The 18,343-nt window shown below is 61.7% G+C and carries 19 protein-coding genes; 8 read left to right on the plus strand and 11 right to left on the minus strand.

The annotated features are described in order from the left end of the window. Positions 1–14 precede the first annotated feature (14 nt). Both ABVV53_RS04140 and ABVV53_RS04145 read left to right on the plus strand, forming a co-directional pair. The gene (locus tag ABVV53_RS04140; protein ID WP_353983119.1) at positions 15–686 is read left to right on the plus strand and encodes a TPM domain-containing protein; all 672 of its coding nucleotides are present in this window, start codon (positions 15–17) and stop codon (positions 684–686) included. Then, a complete protein-coding gene (locus tag ABVV53_RS04145) occupies positions 683–1,225 on the plus strand; it encodes an NUDIX hydrolase (protein WP_353983120.1) in 543 nt (180 codons plus the stop codon). Before ABVV53_RS04140 ends, ABVV53_RS04145 begins: the two co-directional genes overlap by 4 nt. Before the next feature lie 247 nt (positions 1,226–1,472). On the opposite strand, the gene mmsB is transcribed toward ABVV53_RS04145, so the two are convergent. From mmsB to ABVV53_RS04175, 6 genes are all read right to left on the minus strand, one after another. Continuing rightward, positions 1,473–2,342 (minus strand): 3-hydroxyisobutyrate dehydrogenase, encoded by an 870-nt coding sequence (mmsB, locus tag ABVV53_RS04150; protein ID WP_353983121.1) that lies wholly within the window; start codon positions 2,340–2,342, stop codon positions 1,473–1,475. A 59-nt stretch (positions 2,343–2,401) separates the two neighbouring features. Continuing rightward, complete coding sequence (locus ABVV53_RS04155) at positions 2,402–3,184, minus strand: enoyl-CoA hydratase-related protein (protein WP_353983122.1); 783 nt, start codon at positions 3,182–3,184, stop codon at positions 2,402–2,404. Next, positions 3,181–4,224: an enoyl-CoA hydratase/isomerase family protein gene (locus tag ABVV53_RS04160; protein WP_353983123.1), complete on the minus strand. Its 1,044-nt coding sequence runs from the start codon at positions 4,222–4,224 to the stop codon at positions 3,181–3,183. The genes ABVV53_RS04155 and ABVV53_RS04160 overlap by 4 nt, the downstream gene beginning before the upstream one ends. 25 nt (positions 4,225–4,249) lie before the next feature. Next, positions 4,250–5,392 carry an acyl-CoA dehydrogenase family protein gene (locus tag ABVV53_RS04165; protein WP_353983124.1) on the minus strand — a complete coding sequence of 381 codons (1,143 nt, stop codon included), beginning with the start codon at positions 5,390–5,392 and terminating at the stop codon, positions 4,250–4,252. 20 nt (positions 5,393–5,412) lie between these two features. Continuing rightward, entirely contained in the window at positions 5,413–5,931 is a 519-nt protein-coding gene (locus ABVV53_RS04170; RefSeq protein WP_353983125.1) for a YajG family lipoprotein, read from the minus strand. Positions 5,932–6,053: 122 nt separating this feature from the next. Further along, positions 6,054–7,478 (minus strand): aldehyde dehydrogenase family protein, encoded by a 1,425-nt coding sequence (locus ABVV53_RS04175; RefSeq protein WP_353983126.1) that lies wholly within the window; start codon positions 7,476–7,478, stop codon positions 6,054–6,056. A gap of 331 nt (positions 7,479–7,809) precedes the next feature. Here ABVV53_RS04175 and ABVV53_RS04180 point away from each other — a divergent pair, with 331 nt between their 5' ends. From ABVV53_RS04180 to ABVV53_RS04195, 4 genes are all read left to right on the plus strand, one after another. Then, on the plus strand, positions 7,810–8,304 hold the full coding sequence (locus ABVV53_RS04180; RefSeq protein WP_353983127.1) for a flavin reductase family protein: 495 nt from the start codon (positions 7,810–7,812) through the stop codon (positions 8,302–8,304). 57 nt (positions 8,305–8,361) lie between these two features. Continuing rightward, positions 8,362–9,162, plus strand: a complete 801-nt coding sequence (locus tag ABVV53_RS04185) for an alpha/beta fold hydrolase (RefSeq protein ID WP_353983128.1) — start codon at positions 8,362–8,364, stop codon at positions 9,160–9,162. Between the two features lie 118 nt (positions 9,163–9,280). Continuing rightward, positions 9,281–9,685, plus strand: coding sequence for a Zn-ribbon domain-containing OB-fold protein (locus tag ABVV53_RS04190; protein WP_353983129.1), 405 nt, complete (start codon positions 9,281–9,283; stop codon positions 9,683–9,685). Continuing rightward, positions 9,686–10,855 (plus strand): thiolase family protein, encoded by a 1,170-nt coding sequence (locus ABVV53_RS04195; RefSeq protein ID WP_353983130.1) that lies wholly within the window; start codon positions 9,686–9,688, stop codon positions 10,853–10,855. A gap of 39 nt (positions 10,856–10,894) precedes the next feature. Here ABVV53_RS04195 and ABVV53_RS04200 read toward each other — a convergent pair whose 3' ends face one another. From ABVV53_RS04200 to ABVV53_RS04215, 4 genes are all read right to left on the minus strand, one after another. After that, positions 10,895–12,175, minus strand: a complete 1,281-nt coding sequence (locus tag ABVV53_RS04200; RefSeq protein WP_353983131.1) for an MFS transporter — start codon at positions 12,173–12,175, stop codon at positions 10,895–10,897. Between the two features lie 438 nt (positions 12,176–12,613). Beyond that, positions 12,614–13,027, minus strand: coding sequence for a hypothetical protein (locus ABVV53_RS04205; RefSeq protein WP_353983132.1), 414 nt, complete (start codon positions 13,025–13,027; stop codon positions 12,614–12,616). 243 nt (positions 13,028–13,270) lie between these two features. After that, complete coding sequence (locus ABVV53_RS04210) at positions 13,271–14,053, minus strand: SDR family NAD(P)-dependent oxidoreductase (RefSeq protein WP_353983133.1); 783 nt, start codon at positions 14,051–14,053, stop codon at positions 13,271–13,273. A gap of 22 nt (positions 14,054–14,075) precedes the next feature. Beyond that, on the minus strand, positions 14,076–14,462 hold the full coding sequence (locus ABVV53_RS04215) for a VOC family protein (RefSeq protein WP_353983134.1): 387 nt from the start codon (positions 14,460–14,462) through the stop codon (positions 14,076–14,078). A gap of 178 nt (positions 14,463–14,640) precedes the next feature. Between ABVV53_RS04215 and ABVV53_RS04220 the strand changes: the two genes are divergently transcribed. Further along, positions 14,641–15,882, plus strand: coding sequence for a CaiB/BaiF CoA transferase family protein (locus ABVV53_RS04220; protein ID WP_353983135.1), 1,242 nt, complete (start codon positions 14,641–14,643; stop codon positions 15,880–15,882). Between the two features lie 71 nt (positions 15,883–15,953). Further along, positions 15,954–16,748 (plus strand): LysR family transcriptional regulator, encoded by a 795-nt coding sequence (locus ABVV53_RS04225; RefSeq protein ID WP_353983136.1) that lies wholly within the window; start codon positions 15,954–15,956, stop codon positions 16,746–16,748. Positions 16,749–16,893: 145 nt separating this feature from the next. Here the strand turns inward: ABVV53_RS04225 and ABVV53_RS04230 are convergent, their stop codons facing one another. After that, positions 16,894–18,327 (minus strand): aromatic ring-hydroxylating oxygenase subunit alpha, encoded by a 1,434-nt coding sequence (locus ABVV53_RS04230; RefSeq protein WP_353983137.1) that lies wholly within the window; start codon positions 18,325–18,327, stop codon positions 16,894–16,896. Positions 18,328–18,343 lie beyond the last annotated feature (16 nt).

The following is an 18,343-nucleotide window of genomic DNA, read 5'->3' on the forward strand; positions in this document are numbered from 1 at the left end:
GTGTGAGCCGTTCCATGATTTTAAGCGCGAGCGAGCACCTTCGCGTCAGTGAAGCGGTGGCACGCGCAGAAGCCGGCACGTCAGGCGAAATCGTGACCATCCTCGCGGATCGATCTGATGGCTATACTGACGTTGCACTCGCCTGGGCCGCAGCGGTCGCCCTGATCGCACTGGCCGCGCTTGCTCTTTCCCCAAGCTTGTACCTCTACCTTGTGGAGTGGTTGCTGGGGGGGTGGGTCCACGCGTGGGCGCCCGGAGAGCTGTTCACCGTCGCTGCTGTTACAGCGGCTTTAACGTTCGGTGCGACGATGCTGCTGCAACTCCTTTCAGGACTGCGTTTTTTCTTGATTCCCGGTCCCATCAAGGCCGCACGGGTTCACGAACGTGCCATGCGCGCCTTTCGGATCGGCGCAGAGCAGCGCACGAGAGCGCGAACAGGTGTTCTGATTTATCTCTCCATGGGGGAGCATCGCGCGGAAGTGCTTGCAGACGCGGCCATTGCGACGAAAGTAGAAGCGGACGTTTGGTGCGACGCGCTTGAGGCGATGCTCGCCGACGTACGTAAGGGCGACGTGGCCGGAGGAATATGCACGGCGGTGGAACGGATTGGCGCTCTCCTCGCAGAGCACTTCCCGCACAACACGACTGACACCAACGAGCTTCCGGACAGGTTGATCGAAGTATGACACACATCGTAGATGCCGATGCCGCAGAGGAAGTGGTCTGGCAGGGCAAGTTCATCACGGCGCGCCGACGGGGGCGCTGGGAGTATGTGGGCCGTGCCAGAGGTATCCGCGCGGCGGTGATCCTTGCCGTTGATGAAGACAATCACGTCATCCTTGTTGACCAGTATCGGGTACCTCTCGGGCGACGGTGTATGGAGCTGCCAGCTGGGCTTGTCGGCGACCACGACGACAATCAGAGCGAGGATGCCAGCACCGCCGCAGCTCGTGAGCTTGAGGAGGAAACCGGTTATCGACCAGGCCGCATGGAGGTGATCGGCGAGTTTTTCTCCTCCCCCGGCATGGTGAGCGAGAGCTTCACCCTGCTGCGCGCCCACGATCTGGTGAAAGTGGGCGAAGGCGGTGGAGTGGAAAGCGAGGACATTGTGGTCCACCGCGTGCCGCTGGCGGAGATTCCGGAGGCGGTGACGCGGTGGCGTGGCGAAGGCTACGCCATTGATGTGAAGATTCTCACGCTGCTGGGCTCGGCTATTCTCACCTGAGTGACATGCGCACTCGGCCAGGCATCTGTCGCAAGAAGGCAACTTATGCGACTGAGGAGGAGGCACTTGCCAGTGCCTTCAAAGCGCCCTTTCCGCTGCGATCCTATCGTTGCGAATTGTGCCGGCGCTATCACCTCACCAGTCGCACCAAGGGCATGCGCCTGCCGCACTTCGAACTGGGGAGACGTCGAGGGCAACGGCCGGAGTAATCGACTGATCAGAGAGGCGAAGGACGCGCCTCCCTCGCTCACAAAGTGGTAAATATCGCGCCGAAGTCCCTACCGTCGTTACCCGCCTCGACGAACGCCTCGTAGATCTTTGTCGCATGCTCGCCGAGCGGAACGGTGGCGCCCGCAGTCTGCGCTCCCGTCATTGCCAGGCGCAAGTCCTTCAGCATCAGGGCGGAAGCGAAGCCGCCTTGATAATCGTTATCGGCCGGGCTCTTGGCGCCAATTCCGGGAGCAGGGGTGTAGTCGTTCAGGGACCAGTTGTATCCGGTGGATTTCGAGCTGATCTCATAGAACTTCTGCGGATCAAGGCCCGCCTTCTCGGCCAGGGCCAGCGCCTCGCAGGTGCCGATCATGTGAATAGCCAGCAGCATGTTGTTGCACATCTTGGCAACCTGCCCACTGCCGATCGCGCCCGCGTGAATCACGGCTTTGGCCATGGGCTCGAGCACGACCTTTGCCTTTTCGAAGGCCGCATCGCTGCCGCCGACCATGAAGGTGAGCGTGCCTCCGTTTGCAGCGGCTATGCCTCCGGAAACGGGCGCATCGACCATGTGGTAGCCAGCTTCTTCCGCCAACTCAGCGACTTCCCGAGCCGTTGCGAGGTCGATCGTGGAGCAGTCGAGGAAGAGAGCCCCGGCGGGGGCCTTCGCGATCACATCGGCAGTGTAGACTGCCTTAACGATGCCGCCGTTGGGCAGCATCGTAACCACAGCCTCAGCACCGGCAAGAGCATCAGGCACTGTACGGAAAGTCCTGCAGCCGTTCTCCTCGGCACGGGCAAGCGCTTCCTCGGAAAGATCGAAGGCCGAGACCTGATGCCCCGCCTTGACGAGGTTCGCGGCCATGCCGCCACCCATGTTGCCAAGGCCGATGAACGCGATCTTCATTGCTGTCTCCAACGTCGTGCCAAGCTAAACATCCGTCCGCATCGAACGGAGTGCTCCTTTTACTTGCCTTTCCAGACACCGGGACGTTTTTCGACAAAGGCAGTCATGCCCTCGGTCTTGTCCTCGGTGGCGGTTAGGATCTGGAACATGCGACGTTCCATCAGCAAGCCGGTGTCGAGCGTTGTCTCGAAGGCGATGTTGACCATCTCCTTGTTCATCATCGCGGCAAGCGGCGGCATGCCGGCGATCTGCTCGGCCGCCTTGAGGGCTTCCTCCAACAGCTTGTCTGCCGGCACCACACGGCTGACCAGACCAGAGCGCTCTGCTTCCTCGGCGTCCATGTTGCGACCCGTCAGGCACATGTCCATCGCCTTCGCCTTGCCGATCGCACGAGTAAGCCGCTGCGTGCCGCCCATGCCGGGCGCGACCGCAAGTCTTATCTCAGGCTGGCCGAATTTGGCAGTTTCGGACGCGATGATGAAGTCCGCCATCATCGCCAGCTCGCAACCACCGCCCAGGGCAAAGCCGTTTACAGCGGCGATCCAGGGCTTACGCGTGGATTTCACGAGCTGAGTCGTCCAGCCGGCAAAGAAATCCTCGGCATAGAAGTCAGCGCCTGGCTTCTCGACCATTTCCTTGATGTCGGCGCCAGCGGCGAAAGCCTTGTCGCCAGACCCGGTGAGGACAGCGCACCCTTGCGACTTGTCTGCTTCGAACTTGGCGAAAGCGTCGATCAGCTCCGCCAGCACGGTCGAGTTCAGCGCGTTCAGCGCTTTGGGCCGGTTCAGCGTGATCAGCGTGACCCCGCCCTTCTGTTCCACCAGAATCGTTTCGTAGCTCATAGTGGCCTCCATTCCTCGGTTGCAGGGAGCGGCGCGAAGATCGCGTCCAGCTGGTCTGGGGTGACGCCTTCCGGCGTCGCGGGGTTCCATTTCGGCGCGTGGTCCTTGTCCACGATCACTGCTCGGACGCCTTCTGCGAAGTCCGGCCGCGTCAACACCCGGGCACCAAGCCGGTATTCCATCGCCATGTTGTCGGCGAAGTCAGTCAGTTTGGCTGACTCGGCGAGCTGACGAAGCGCGACCTTGCAAGCCTGCGGGCTCTTGGCGCGCAGAGTGGCGACTTTTTTGGCCGCCCATTCGCTGTCATCGGACATCAAAGACGCAAAAATGTCTTCCAACTCGTCAGACGCGAAGTGCTTGCGGATTTGGGCGGCGGCGGCGGCGGTTTTCGGCTCGGGCGGGGTGATCGCAAGCGAGTTCAGCACGTCGCCGATCTCATCCCCCGCCGCAATGCGCTGCTTGGCCTCTGGAAGGGCGCTGGCAGGCATGTAGTGTGTGGCCAGGCCTGCCCACGCGCACTCGGCGCCGTCGAGCCGGGCGCCAGTGAGGGCAAGATACTGCCCCAGTCGCCCATCGAGACGAGAGAGATACCAGCCGCCGCCTACATCCGGGAACAAGCCGATACCGGTCTCTGGCATCGCGAAGCGGGTGTTCTCCGTCGCCACACGGTACTTGGCCGGCTGCGAGATGCCGACGCCGCCGCCCATGGTGATGCCGTCCATGAACGCCACCACCGGCTTTTCATAGGTGAACAGCAGATGGTTCAGGCGATACTCGTCGAAGAAGAAGGCCCGTCCAGACGCGCCGCCATCATTAAGGGCAGACTGGCGCAGCAGGTTAATGTCGCCGCCGGAGCAGAAGCCTCTTCCTTCGCTGTGCTCCAGAATAACAACCTTCACCTCTGCATCGTCGCGCCAGGCGAGCAGTGCGTCGATCATGGCTGTGCACATGTCCTGCGTAAGCGCGTGGATCGCCTTTGGCCGGTTGAGCGTGAGATAGCCTGCGACGCCATCGCGCCGCGTGAGCAGTTCGTCCGTCATTCGGAAACCCCTATTTCCGGCGCCACTAACGCAGCAAGTCGCGCCCGACGATCATGCGCATGACCTGGTTCGTCCCCTCGAGGATCGAGTGAACGCGCAAGTCTCGCCAGAACCGCTCGATCGGATAATCCTTGAGGTAGCCATAGCCTCCGAGCAGCTGCAGTGCGTCATTCACGATCTTGGAGCCATTGTCCGTAGCGAGGCGCTTGGCCATCGCGGAGAAACGCGACTTGTCGGGCGCATTGGCGGTGATCTTGGCAGCCGCGAAATAGAGCAGTGCGCGCGAGGCTTCCAAATCGGTGGCCATGTCCGCCAGCATGAACTGGGTGTTCTGGAAGTCAGCAATCGGCTGGTCGAACTGCCTGCGGTCCTTCACGTACTGGATCGCCTCATCCAGGCACCGTTGTGCGCCGCCCAGCGAGCACGCACCGATGTTGATGCGACCGCCGTCCAGCCCAGCCATGGCGAAGCCGAATCCCTCACCCTCGGCGCCAACACGGTTAGCGACAGGAATGCGTGCATCCTCGAAAATCACCTGCGCCGTCGGCGAAGCGTTCCAGCCCAGCTTCTTCTCAGGCGCGCCGAAGCTGACGCCCGGTGTGTCCTTGTCCACGACCAAACAGGTGATGCCTTTGGACTTGTGCTCGCCAGTGCGCACCATGACCACATAGACATCGTTGTAGCCGGCGCCCGAGATGAATTGCTTGGTGCCGTTCACCACGTAATGATCGCCGTCGAGCCGCGCAGATGTCTTGAGGGCCGCGGCGTCGGAGCCGGAACCCGGCTCGGTCAGGCAGTAGCTGGCAATCTTCTCCATCGTGACGAGCTGCGGAAGGTAGCGATCCTTCAACTCCTGACTTGCGAAGGTATCGATCATCCACGCGGCCATGTTGTGGATCGAGATGTAGGCGCTGGTGGCGGCGCAGCCATAGCTCATCGCCTCCATGATGAGCGCAGCTTCGAGCCGGCCAAGGCCGATACCGCCGCTCTCTTCAGAGACGTAGATGGCGCCGAAGCCGAGTTCACCCGCAGCCTTCCAGACGTCCACGGGATAGTGTTGCTTCTCGTCCCACTCCGCCGCGAAGGGCGTGATCATGTCGGCGGTGAACTTGCGCGCCGTCTCCTGAATCGCAAGCTGGTCTTCGGTCAAAGCAAACTGGTCGGTCATAGATCCCCCTGTGCCGCAGGTCAGGTGCAGCGGGTGTACGTAAGTGGACCGGGCAAGGCGTCCTTGCCGTAGTCGCGCCGGATGAGTGTCTTTCCGCCGTCCTGCACATCCAGAACGACGTCCTGGGTCCAGGTCTGCCCCTCGCCCGAGTAGGTGAAGGCTCCCCGGATACGGCCGCCTTCGACTTCCTTGACCCGGTCGAGCTTGGCGACAGACTCGTAGAACTTGAGCTGCCTTGCCGAGACAGTGAGCAACCCCTTCGCGTCGCCGAGCTTGCTCGTGCAATCTGCAGGGACGAGCCCCCAGCGCCCGTGAATGGCCGGCGGGATAGCGTCATCCGCAGCAGCGTCGCTGGCGCTCGGGGTCGCTGAAGGCATTGGGGCAGCCTCGCTCTCGACCGGCTCTGCCAAAGGAACCACTTGCGCGGTCTCCGCCACTGCCGGTGTGCTGGCGACTACCTCCGGCTCGTCCGAGCTCTTCGAACAAGCGGAGAGTGCCAAAGTAGCGGCTAACGTAACGAGCGGCAGTCTGGCCTTCATCCGTCCTCTCCTCGCCCATCGTGAGCCATCCCACACGGGCGGGGCCTGCCTGCTGCCGGCGATGCCGTAAATTTGCAGATGGACCCTGCCCTTGCGGGAATGGCGAAAGAGCGGTGGTGCTATCAGCCGACCGCTGCGATGATGTCCTTGCCGAACAGCGCCTCGTCGCTCGGGAGCGTCTTGGGCGTAGCAAGCGGCTTGGACACCCAAGTCTCGTTGATGAGATCGCGCCACGAGACGTTGTTGTTCGTGGCGTTGCCGCCCCACGAGCCACAGCCCAGCGAGAAGGTCTGGCGCATGCCGTTCCACAAGTTGCCCGAGTTCGAGGCCGACTGCGGCTGGTTAACCATCACGCGGCTCGTCTTGGTTCCCTCGGCCAGCTTCTGGATGTTCTCGTCGCTCGTCGAGTAGATGCCGCAGGAATGGCCCTGGCCCTGGTAGGACTGAATCGCGTTGGTCAGTTCGATAGCCTCGTCGATGTCCTTGGCGCGATAGAGCGCCATGGTCACCGTCATCTTCTCGCCCGAGAACTTGTAGTCAGGGCCGTAGCCGGTCTCAGGCACGATGAAGAACGCCGTGTTCTCAGGAATTTCGAACCCGGCATAGTCCGCGATGAACTTGGGCGACTGCGCCACGACCTTGGCGTTGATATGCTCGCCGTCTTCCCAAATTGCGTTCTGCAGCTTGGTCTTGTTCTCACCCTCAATGATGAAGCCGCCCTTGGCCTTCAGCTTTTCCAGCATGGTATCGTAGATCGCGTCGAGCAGGACCACGGCGTTGTCGGACGAGCACGATGCCGCAAAGTCGAGCGTCTTGGACAGCAGGATCTTCTCGGCTGCATCGTCGAGGTCCGCGGTCTCATCGACGGTGATGACCGCGTTGCCAACACCGACACCAAGCGCCGGAGTGCCCGAGCTGTAGGCCGCCTTCACCATCGGCGTACCGCCGGTGGCGAGAATGCGATCGCACTGCTTCATCACTTCGTTGGTGCGCTCAACCGAGGGCTGTTCAATCGGGATCACCAGGTCGGCCGGCGCACCCAGCTTTTCGAGTGCCTCACGCATCAGGTTGCATATCTTGGCATTGACGAACTTCGCGCGCGGGTGCGGGCAGATGATGATCGAGTTACGGCCCTTGACCGCGTTGATCGCCTTGATGACCGGGGTCGCCTCAGGATTGGTCGAGGGCGAAAGCGCGCCGATCACACCAACCGGCTTGGCGATCTTCACGATGTTGCGCTCAGGCATCTCTTCGATCACGCCGACAGACTTGTCGTCGATGATGTCCATCAGCGCAGCGCGAGTCTTCACGGAGATCTTCTTGAACTTGCCGTCGTAGTTACCGAGCTGCGTTTCCTCAACCGTCTCTCGCGCGATTTCCTCGTCCGTGCCGGGCTTGCAAACGGCATAGACCATGCCGCGGATCCAGGTATCCACTTGCTCCTGGGTCGCGTTCTCGATCTGCGCTTGCGCCTTGCGCGAGCGCGCAATGAGCTCTGCAACCTCGTTGGCGACAGGAGTATCGGCGGTTTTTTCTGCGGTAGCCATGCTTGTCATCCCTTCAAGGCCGATATCAGGCGCCGCGATCATGATACCGCAGAACCTGGGCAGTCCAATGGTCTCTGGCTCACTGCACGTTCGCGTCGCCGCTCGCAACACCCTTTTTAATCGCGCAGTTAAGAACGGCGCCCCGCAGTTCTGTTTCACGGGGTCATAGAGGAGGCGCTATGGCTACCTTGTTACCGCGCTGCTGATCTCTCCTCACGGTGGATTGGCAACGGAGCCCTGCCCTGCCATTTTACGAGAGAGCTTAAAGGCCGATATCGCGAACGGCGCGCCGCAATGGCGAACACCACGACGCGTGCAAGAGGAACTCCGAGTGACGAAGACTACGATCGATCCGGCAGAATTTCGCCAAGTGCTTGGAAGCTATCCAACCGGGGTCTGCGTCATCACCGCCATGGGTGTGGAGGACCGGCCCGCTGGAATGGTGGTCGGCACCTTTACCTCTGTCTCGCTTGAGCCGCCGCTCGTCGGCTTCTTCCCTGACAAAAAATCTACCTCGTGGCCATTGATCGAGGCGGCCGGGCACTTCTGCGTGAACGTGATGGGCAGCGATCAACAGGATGTCTGCCGTGCAGTGGGCGCCAAAGGAGACCAGAAGTTCGTGGGCGTCCAATACGCTTTGTCCGAACACAAGCTGCCGATTATCGCCAACGCGATCGCAAGCATCGAGTGTCGGCTCTACTCCGTGACGGAAGCAGGAGATCACTGGTTCGTCATGGGTGAAGTGCTGCGCATGGAGAGCACGCGCGAGGAAGATCCGATGCTGTTCCACCGCGGCAGGTACGGTGGCTTTGCCGAAGTGATGTAATCGATTGAAGGCGGGTAAGCGGCAGCGCGCCGAGGAGAGATGATGCACCCTTTTGTCGTGAACACCGAAGGCGCGAGATTGATTGGCGGGCACCGACGCGGGAGTAGTAGCACCCCTTTTATACTCGTTCACGGGTTTGGCGGCTCTCGGCACGACTGGACACCGGTCATCGAGGCACTCCCGCCCGACCTGCCAATCATCACGTATGACCAACGCGGCTTCGGCGATTCGGAGCCGGTCAAAGACAGCCCCTTCTCACACGCGGATGATCTTGTGGCCGTGCTTGACCATCTCGGCCTCGAACGGGCCGACCTCTGCGGCGTGTCGTTAGGAGGAGCGACCGTTCTGGGCTGTGCGCTTCTCACACCACACCGGGTACGGAGCTTGGCGCTGGTCAGCCCTATGCTCGCTGGTTGGTCATGGAGCCCCGAATGGATCGAGCTGTGGAAGGCGATCGGGCGCCGGGCGCGCGCCGGCGACATCGAAAGCGCCCGTTCGCTGTGGTGGGAACATCCACTGTTCGCGTCGGCGCGCAAGAGCCCGCGCTGCGAAGATCTGCGGCGCTCCATCGCCGCATTTTCGGGGCGGCAATGGGTTCAAGACAATCAGCGTGAAGAGTTCCCCATGCTAGAGCGCCTGCACGGCATAACCCAACCCACGCTCCTGCTCACCGGCGAGCAGGATGTGTTCGACTTTAGGTTGAAGGCAGACCTGATCGACGCCTCCATGCCTCACGTGAGCAGGATCGACTATCCGGACGCGGGGCACATGCTGGTCATCGAGAAGCCAACGGAGATCGCCGGGGAGCTGGCTTCCTTTCTGCAAAGCGAAAGATCCGCAAAAAGCGACGCGACATAGGCCGCTCAAAGGAAGAGCTCGTCCGCCCGCACGATCAATCCACTCGGCCACGATGCCACTCTTGACGAGCGGCCCGCCCTGCCCCGACTTGTTCCTTAAGTAAGGGAGAGACATCGCCATGAATCCACCACGGCCAAAGCCAAAGCTGGACCAAGAGAACCGCGCCTTCTGGACCGGCGGCGCCGAAGGGAAGCTGCTGATCGTGCATTGCAACGACTGTGGCCAGTACACACATCCGCCCAAGCTGCTGTGCCGCCACTGCCAGTCGGAGAACATTGCGCCCGAAGCGGTCGCCGGAACGGGTGCGGTCGACACGATGACGGTCAACCATCAGCCTTGGGCCAAGGACCTCGAAGTTCCCTATGTCATCGCACGTGTCCGGCTCGACGGCGTGCCGGGCGTCTATCTTACCACCAATATCGTCGGCTCGCCGGTCGACGAAGTGCGGTTCGATGACAAGGTGCGGGTCGTGTTCGAAGAACAGGACGGCATCTTCTATCCCTTGTTCGAGAAGGTCGGTTAAATGGCACGAGGCGAAGCTTACATCACCGGCATCGGTCAGTCCGACGTCGGCGTCCGCCTGCCGCGCCACCCGCTGCTGCTGACCGTGGACGCCGCCCGGGAAGCCGTCGCGGACGCGGGGCTCACTTTCGATCAGATCGATGGCGTGTTCTCCTTCCCGGGGAAGGCCAACGGTTACCTCGCCTTTTCGCCAGTCGGCACGGACGAGATCATCGAGGCACTCGGCATCAAGTCCAAGTGGCAGATGGGCGGAATGGAGCAGCCCGCTCAGCTTGCTGCCATAGCCATGGCTGCATGGGCCGTGAAGGAAGGCATCTGCCGTCACGTGCTCTGTTTCCGCACGGTCTACGAAGCGGGGGGTATGGCCGACCCAGCCACGTACATGGCCGGAATGAAGCAGGACACTGTTTCCGGTGCCTCGCAGTGGACAAGCCCGTTCTGGGCCACTTCAGCGGCCTGCTGGACGGCGCAGTACGCTGCACGCCACGTCCACCGCTACGGCATGACGCGTGAGCAGCTGGGCCAGATCGCGATCAATGGTTCGAAGAACGCGATGCTGAACCCGCGTGCTCGGGCAATCACCAAGGAAGAACTCACCCTCGACAAGTACATGAATGCGCGCATGATCTCCACGCCGCTGTGCCTTTACGATTGCGATCGCTTCTCGGATGCATCCACCGCGATCATCGTGTCTGCAGGCGACGCGCTGGACGAAGTGAAGGCGACTCCGATCCGCATTGCGGCGACTGCCGGTTCGGTGGATCGCTATTCGTGGGATCAGGTGGAATGGCCTGCCGCCTATGAGACCGGCGCGGACTTGTGGAAGCGGACCGACTACACCGTGGAGGATGTCGATACCGTACAGTTCTATGATGGGTTCGCGTTCCTGCCGATCACGTGGCTTGAAGGATTGGGCTTCGTCGAGAAGGGTGAAGGCCACAAGTTCATAGAAGGCGGTACCCGCATTGCCCGGGACGGTGAATTGCCGATGAACACAGCGGGCGGGCAGCTGGGCGCAGGCCGGCTCCACGGCTTCGGCTTCGCTCATGAAGCGGTCACCCAGCTGCGCATGCAAGGCGGCGAGCGGCAGATCCCGGGAGAGCCCAAGGTCGCAGTAGCAACCTCGGGCGGCGGCCCCCTCGCCGCGGCTTTGCTACTGGCGCGCGATTAAGGTCCTGTGCTGACCGTGTGTCGCTAGTGCGGCGCGCGGTCAGGCAGCGGCGGCAGCTCCCTCGAGCTTCTTCCACTCGGGATAGGCTCGCAGTCCGAAGAGCAGAAACGAACTCAGCAGCATGAGAGCGAAACCGCCCCACAACAGCGGCGTGTACGTTCCCCAAGTGTCGTAGATCCAGCCGCCGAGCACCGGACCTAACCCTGAGCCCGCAGCGATCAGGCTCGCCATCGCTCCGAAGATCGTCCCAAACTTACGCATGCCCGTGTAAGCCGCGGTAAGATAGCCGACGAGTTGGAGCTTCGTGCCGCCGGCATAACCGTTGATCATCATTGCCGCCACGATCGCGCCGGTCGGCGCTCCTGGCCACAGCAGCAGAACGAATGTGGTCGAAGTGGCCAGCATCGTAAAGCCGCCCACCCAGCGTGCAGGATAGCGGTCGAGCAGAGCTCCGGTTACCAGCTTTCCAAGGATACCGACTAAGCCGGCGATACCTGCGTAAGCAGCAGCCGTGGTTCGATCCACTCCGACTTCGCTAAGGATAGGGATCTGGTGAACGACCAGCGCGATGGTGGCCGTCATGATGATGAAGGTCGAAATGGCGATCCGCCACAAGTTAGGGTCGCGCCAGGCCTGCGCAACAGAAAGGCCAGGCACGTTCAGAAGCGGCGCATTCGCTCCTTCTGGTCCTGCGGCAAGGCGAGCGCGGCGGCTGATGTCGTACCCGTCCCGGAGCCACGCGAAGCAGAGAATTATTGCCAGTGAGCCCCAGCCCAGCCCCAACCACACGAAGGCATTGCGCCATCCGAAGCGTTCAATGAGGAAATCCGCCAATGGTGGCGAGATGGCTTGGGCCAGCGCACTGCCAGAGAGCACAAGACCAAGACCAAGACCTCGTCCGGCGTCGAACGTGCTGTTCACAGCAGCCGTCCAGACCGTCGACTTCGTCGCCAGGGTCGCGATGCCATAGATCGTCCAGACGATGAACCACTGCAAAGTCGAGCCTGTCAGAAGACTGAGCGACGCGATCACCAGCGCCATCAGCACGAGTCCGGGGATGGCCATGCGCCGAGTACCCCACCTGTCGATGAACGTGCCGAACAGCGGGGAGGCCAGGAAAGCAAGGATTGCCGTGATCGACACGCCCGAAGACACCAGAGCGCGACTCCAGCCGAACTCCCGGCTGATCGGTTCGATGAAGAGCCCGGTGGAGGCAGTGATTACCGAAGTGAACGAAAAGCCAATGGCGGCGGCAAGGAGGAGCCGCCAATGCCGCCTGAACTCCGCACGTGCGGCCTCGCTCCAAACTGCCAAAGCCATCCTCCCCAGTGTGCCGTCAATCCGCGGCATCTGCGACCGCCGTATCGTCAAACTGAGCAGGCGCCAAATTCTTTAGTGGAAGCAGCCACGTCCTGACCATTTGAGCGTAGTGCGGTGCAGGTACTGGCAAATCAGGGACCAACGTCCGCTCTGCCGCTGGCCAGAATTGCTCGACGGTGAGCGCGACATGTCGCACTGAAGCAGGAAGGATCAGACGTCTCGTCCTATCTTCTTCAATCGAGGATGTCGGCGCATGGGGCGCTCAGCAGCGCCACTATCATCCTGCAATCGCGAACGACCTATGCACTGGGGAGGTTAGTGGGAGTTGCCACTTGAACTGGGCTGGCGGCCGTAGCGGACGCGAAAAGCAGCGCAGTTATGGAATGCTTAACTTGAGACGAGGGCGGGCATCGCCCGCCCCCGTCATGGCTAGTCCGATCAGTTCGGCATTGTGGTAGGCATCGTCGAGGTCGCGGTAGCGTCGCCATGGACCTCACCGGCCGAATTCATCGGGTCTGTGGTGCCATGAGCGCCGACCCCGGTCGATGTCTGCTGATCGCCGGTTGCGACACCTCCTGCGCTCGCGCCACCCGTCGCAGGGTTTCGGTCTGTATAGACGGCGCCTGAGCCGTGAGTGGCCGCTCCCGTATTGCGATCTACCCCAGTCGAGGGCGTGCGATCCTTCCGATCGTGATTACGCATCTGAGTGCCTGCATTGGCACCGCCGGCAACCGACCCATCAGGTGTCGATGCGGCTACACCACCGCCGACAGTTCCGGTGGTGTTTTGCGCCATGGCAGGTGCTGCGACGAGACCCAGAGCTGCGATCGAACCAAACAGAATCTTACGCATATGTACTCTCCAAAATAGTGCCGCGATTTTCTTGCGGCGGGAGCCGCCATGCTTGGCGACTGCGGAGAGTAAAGATCTGAAGAGTGCTTTAAGTTCTTGCCCTCGTCGCTTCCAGAAAACGGCTCAACCTCATCTTTCATTTAGCTGAACAATAGTTGAGCCAAATATTCAGGTAAACAATTCGGTTGAGCGGAGCCACGCCAGTGGCGGAGCCACGCCAGTGACGCCGCTTGGAGCTTCCCATCAAGCTGGATCCGGCTCTATCCACTTCGTACGGGTCACTCGGGGCGACAAATACTTCGTGGCAGTCCAACCGCCATCGACGACAATCGATTGACCATTGATCATCTCGCTCCCCGGCAGGCACAGGAAAGCGATCACGTTGGCAATGTCGTCAGGTTTCGCAAGCCGTGGGTACGGCGTGGTTTCCACGTTGCTGCGCTTGAACACTTCGTCCTCGAAGCGATGCGCGACCATGTCCGTCATGGTAACTCCCGGCGCAACGCAGTTCGAACGAATGCCGCGAGGACCGTACTCGCAAGCCATGTGCTCAGTGAGCGACTTAAGCCCCCCCTTGGCGGCCGAGTAAGCGCCGCCCCGCCGGCCCCCGATATGAGCAAAAGTGGAGGTGACGTTGACCACGCTTGCACCTTCACCCAAGTGCGGAATGACGTCACGGCATAGCCGGAACGGAGCAGTCAGCATTATCTCGAGGAAGTAGTCGAGCGTCTCATCGTCCGTTTCATCCAGCGGCTTCGGGCTTCCGACGCCTGCATTGTTCACCAACGCATCGATGCGTCCGAAACGGTCAAGCGTCTGTTGCACGATCGTCTTCGGAGCAGCCGGATCAGTCACGTCCGCGCTGATCGACAGCACGTGATCGGGGTTGCCGATCTCCGCTTCGAGGGTCGCGAGCTTGTCCTTGCTGCGTCCGACGCCAACGATTGCAAAGCTTTCTCCGTGCAAGATCTTGGCTGTGGCAAGGCCGATGCCGCTGCCTGCTCCGGTAATGATGGCAACCTTCATGTCCGTGTCCCTTCCGGTCCGTTCAAGCGACAGGGCCGGTGCGGTAGGCGCAGAGCTTGTTTCCGTCGAGGTCGCGGAAGTAGCAGCCATAGAAGCCATCCTCGGGGCCTCGCCACCCAGGCGCACCCTCACTGCTGCCACCAAGTTCCAAAGCCTTGTCGTATAGCGACTGTACCTGTTCGTGCGTGTCGCACAGGAAGGAGATCATCGTGCCGTTGCCAAAGCTCGCCGCTTCGCCATTCGCCGGTGCGACGACGCCGAACATCGGCTTATCCGCAGCGACGCCGTAGACACGTCCGCCGCTCGGATGATCGAAGACCTTTCCGGCGCCGATTGTCGGAAGAAGCTTGTCGTAGAAGTCGAGCGCTTTGGGCAAGTCGCTGCTGCCAACGAGGACGTATCCGATCATGTCTCTCTCCTGCCTACGGCCGCAATGGCCTCTGGTTTCCGCAGGACTGATAGCGGCGTGCCGTTGCTCCGTCGAGAAGGCTGTGAACAACAGCGTTGGTTAGCTACCCCCTTCACCCCGCCCCGCGCGCCGAGTAGGAAGGTCACGAGTCAGACAAGATTATACGCGAGGGGAACCGATGAGCACCGACAAGAGCGCACTGGCAGGCATACGCGTCATTGACATGAGCCGCGTGTTCGCAGCGCCCGTCGGCGCGCAGATCCTGGGCGACCTGGGCGCCGATGTGATCAAGGTGGAGCGGCCCGGCGTGGGAGACGACGGGCGCGGCTATGGATTCTCCTGGGTGCCAGGCAAGGACGGCCTTGAGACGCGGCACTCCAGCTTCTTCACCGTTTCCAATCGCAACAAGCGCTCCATCACGCTCAACCACTCCAAGCCAGAAGGCCAGGAGATCATCCGCAAGCTCGTCGCGACCGCCGACGTGCTCATCGAGAACTACAAGGTTGGCGATCTGAAGCGCTTCGGGCTTGATTACGAAAGTCTCAAAGCAATCAATCCGCGGCTGATCTATTGCTCGGTGACGGGCTTTGGCCAGTCAGGACCGATGGCCGCCCTGCCCGGCTACGATGGCTTGTTCCAGGCGACAGGCGGCATGATGGCGGTGACCGGCATTCCCGAAGGGCAACCCGGGGCCGGCCCGCTCAAGACTGGGCCGAGCCTGGTCGACTTCGTGACGGGCCACAACACCGCTCTCGCCATACTGGGTGCGCTGATGTACCGGAACCGCACTGGCGAGGGGCAGTATATCGATATTGCCCTGCTCGACAGTTCCGTCGCCATGGTCAGCCACATCATGCAGGACTACCTCATCAGCGGCAACGCACCGCCGCGCCTCGGGAACGGGGGCAACGGCGGCGGTCCGGCCGATCTCATCTATTGCTCCGACGGGATTATATATTTGACGGCGGGCACCGATGAGCACTGGCGGCGGCTGACGGTGCTGATGGAGCAGCCGGAGCTTAATGGCGATCCGCGCTTCGATACCAACCTGAAGCGCGGCAAGACCAATCGCGCCGAGTTGATGGAGATCATCAATGCCTGGAGCCGCCCGTTCACGGTCTCCGAAGTTCAGACCAAGCTGGACGGTGCCGGTATTCCTGCTGCCAGGTACAATGAGCTGCCTGACGTCTGGGAAGAGCCGCAGGTCCAGCATCGTAAGCTGCGCGCGACCACGCCGCACGCGTATGCCGAAAGCGGTTCCGTAGACCTGATCCAGAGCCCGCTTGCACAAATGTCGGAAAGCCCCGCCACGATCCGCATGGCACCGCCGATGCTGGGTGAGCACACGCGCGAGATCCTGGGCGAACTCGGCTATGACGCTGCTGCCGTCGAAGCACTGCAGGAAGCCAAGGTCATCTGATCGGAACGGCCGGAGGGAGTAGCGGACGGCCATCCATTGCTCCTGCCGCCGTGCAGCCGTAGTAAGATGTCATGAAGCGCACGCACTTGCCCCTGAACGCCTTGCGCGTGTTCGACGCCGCCGCGCGCCACCTGTCGTTCACGCGGGCGGCGGACGAACTGGCTGTAACGCCCGCAGCGGTAGGGCAGCAGATCCGCGCGCTTGAAGACGTACTCGGAGTGGTTCTGTTCCGCCGTACCAGCAAGGGACTGGAACTCACCGACGAAGCCGGCGCCGGGCTGGAGGCACTCCGGACCGGTTTCCTGCACTTCGAGGGCGCGGTGCAAGCGATGCAGGCGGGGCAGTCGAGCCACGTCTATACGATTGCGGCACCACGGGAGTTCTTTGCTGCTTGGCTGGCATCGCGGCTGGCGGCGTTCCGGGCAGGCAATCCGCAGGTCCGGTTCATCTTGGTGGACGGAGAAATGACGGACTTCACCGAAGCGAACCTCGACCTCGCCGTCCGCTGGACCGAAGGTCCAGGTGATCTCGAAGGGATGCCCCTCGGCGCGGCAGAGCGCGTGCTCGTGGGCGAGGGAGACTGGATAGGCTGGCCCGGCGACCCCGCACCTGGCGGCGAGGGCGAAGAGTCGCCAAGCATAATTGTCGGCGATGCGGGGCAAGCGATGTCTGCCGCGCTGGCCGGGCTGGGCAAGGCACGTGTGCCTTCGTTGCTCGCGCGGGAGATGCAGGCGGCGGGCCGGATTGCCGAGCTTGGTCCTTCTGAGCCGTGCCGTCGTGGCTACTGGCTCGTCGCGCCACCGCCACAGTGGCGCCAGAAGAAAGTGCGTGCGCTGATCGCAGCTCTTACAGATAACCCCGCATAGAAGAAAAAGGGGCTGAGTGGCGTTTTGCGCCGCAGGCTCCCACTGCTGCCCGAAGGTGATTTGCCCGCCGGACGTTTCGTGTGGCAAGAAACGCGATCTGGCGCCGCACCGTTCATCAGCGCGACGCCAGTTTGTTCAAGCTTCTTTAGAAGCCGAGTTCCTCGATCTTGCCGTCGAAATTGCCGCCGAGCAGATGGTTGGCCTTGGCCAGGTTCTCGTGCGGAACGCCCGCCAAGTACCCGTCAATGATCCGCTGGTAATTGCTGATCAGGCCTTCGATGTTCTTCGACAGGCGCATGAACTCGAACCCTTTCGCATGCAGACCCTTCTGCTGGAGCGGGATGTTCGAATAGTCCTGCCGCGGGATGGGCGGAAAGTCCGGGCTGTCGAACGGCAGCACTGTCGCCTCCATAACAGGCTCGGGCTCCTCCCCTTCCGGGAAGAAAGTCAGCGACCAAATCTCGAAGAAACAGCTCTCCGGCCCAAGAGGACGGATCCGATACGCCGACATGCTGCTGAAATACGGCAGCAGGAAATAGTGTGGGAACAGGAACTCGACCGCGCTGATCGGGTCGGTCTGAGAAACCGCACACAAGTCGGGGATCGGTTCCCCCTTCTCCTTCAGCCGCTCGCTGATCTGGTGCATGACCATGCCCAGCCACATAAACACCGCCTGGTTCTTGTCCTCAGGCAGACCTTCCTCGACGCCGACCATGCTGCGGGCAATATCCACTTCCTTTTCGTGGATCATGCCCGACATGCCTTCGCTCAGCAGTTCCATTGAACGGACCTGAAGCTCCTGATTCTCGACATGCGAGAGCTCGGGATCTGCCATCTGCGGGAACGGGCCACGCTCGATCTTGTACATGGAGTCGTACATCATCGGCGCGGCATGCTGCAGCTGCGGGTGCGTCTGCATGACATGGTAGCCTTCCATGAAGGCTTCCATGGCGATCTTCCAGTTGGCCGGCAGAACGGTGCCGTAGCACCATTCGGCCTTCAGATGCTGGACGTTGTGCGCCTCAAGCCGGTCGGCGACCGGGCCCAGGCTCTCCTTCACCGACGGCGCATCGTCGTCGTGGTTGATCCACACGCAGCCGCCCCAGACTTCAGCGCGGCAGGGGATCAGATTGATCTCCTCGGCGTTAAGCTGCTTGTCCGAGAACAAGTGCTTGCCATAAACCAGCGTGTTTTCGCCATCCATGTTCCAGCGCCAGCCGTGGAAGGGGCAGACAAACCCGCTCTTGGCGCAGTTGCCATGCGCCGTCGCGTGCGAGGAGCCGATCGTGGTGCCACCGGCGATCGGCACGCCACGGTGGCGGCAGGCGTTGTGAAACGCCTTGATGCCGTTCGTCGTGCGCACCACGATGACGGACTTGCCGACGTTCTCGTATTCGACCCAGTCACCGACTTCGGGCAGTTGCTCCTCACGGCAGGCCATCTGCCATACATGCGGCCACAGATGCTCGAGTTCCGCATCGTAGAACTCCTGATCGTAGTAGCGCTGAGCTGGAATCCGTTCGGGATCCTCGATCGGAAACGGGACGGAACGCACGCCGCCTTCAGGTGTCTTGAGCACTCCCGGACCTCATTCT

The sequence above is a fragment of the Novosphingobium kalidii genome, from assembly GCF_040534015.1.
Lineage (GTDB): Bacteria > Pseudomonadota > Alphaproteobacteria > Sphingomonadales > Sphingomonadaceae > Novosphingobium > Novosphingobium kalidii.

Coding starts and splice junctions, on each gene's coding strand:
- ABVV53_RS04140 (WP_353983119.1), top strand. CDS start 15: ATGATTTTAAGCGCGAGCGAGCACCTTCGCGTCAGTGAAGCGGTGGCA.
- ABVV53_RS04145 (WP_353983120.1), top strand. CDS start 683: ATGACACACATCGTAGATGCCGATGCCGCAGAGGAAGTGGTCTGGCAG.
- mmsB (WP_353983121.1), bottom strand. CDS start 2,342: ATGAAGATCGCGTTCATCGGCCTTGGCAACATGGGTGGCGGCATGGCC.
- ABVV53_RS04155 (WP_353983122.1), bottom strand. CDS start 3,184: ATGAGCTACGAAACGATTCTGGTGGAACAGAAGGGCGGGGTCACGCTG.
- ABVV53_RS04160 (WP_353983123.1), bottom strand. CDS start 4,224: ATGACGGACGAACTGCTCACGCGGCGCGATGGCGTCGCAGGCTATCTC.
- ABVV53_RS04165 (WP_353983124.1), bottom strand. CDS start 5,392: ATGACCGACCAGTTTGCTTTGACCGAAGACCAGCTTGCGATTCAGGAG.
- ABVV53_RS04170 (WP_353983125.1), bottom strand. CDS start 5,931: ATGAAGGCCAGACTGCCGCTCGTTACGTTAGCCGCTACTTTGGCACTC.
- ABVV53_RS04175 (WP_353983126.1), bottom strand. CDS start 7,478: ATGGCTACCGCAGAAAAAACCGCCGATACTCCTGTCGCCAACGAGGTT.
- ABVV53_RS04190 (WP_353983129.1), top strand. CDS start 9,281: ATGAATCCACCACGGCCAAAGCCAAAGCTGGACCAAGAGAACCGCGCC.
- ABVV53_RS04195 (WP_353983130.1), top strand. CDS start 9,686: ATGGCACGAGGCGAAGCTTACATCACCGGCATCGGTCAGTCCGACGTC.
- ABVV53_RS04200 (WP_353983131.1), bottom strand. CDS start 12,175: ATGGCTTTGGCAGTTTGGAGCGAGGCCGCACGTGCGGAGTTCAGGCGG.
- ABVV53_RS04205 (WP_353983132.1), bottom strand. CDS start 13,027: ATGCGTAAGATTCTGTTTGGTTCGATCGCAGCTCTGGGTCTCGTCGCA.
- ABVV53_RS04210 (WP_353983133.1), bottom strand. CDS start 14,053: ATGAAGGTTGCCATCATTACCGGAGCAGGCAGCGGCATCGGCCTTGCC.
- ABVV53_RS04215 (WP_353983134.1), bottom strand. CDS start 14,462: ATGATCGGATACGTCCTCGTTGGCAGCAGCGACTTGCCCAAAGCGCTC.
- ABVV53_RS04220 (WP_353983135.1), top strand. CDS start 14,641: ATGAGCACCGACAAGAGCGCACTGGCAGGCATACGCGTCATTGACATG.
- ABVV53_RS04225 (WP_353983136.1), top strand. CDS start 15,954: ATGAAGCGCACGCACTTGCCCCTGAACGCCTTGCGCGTGTTCGACGCC.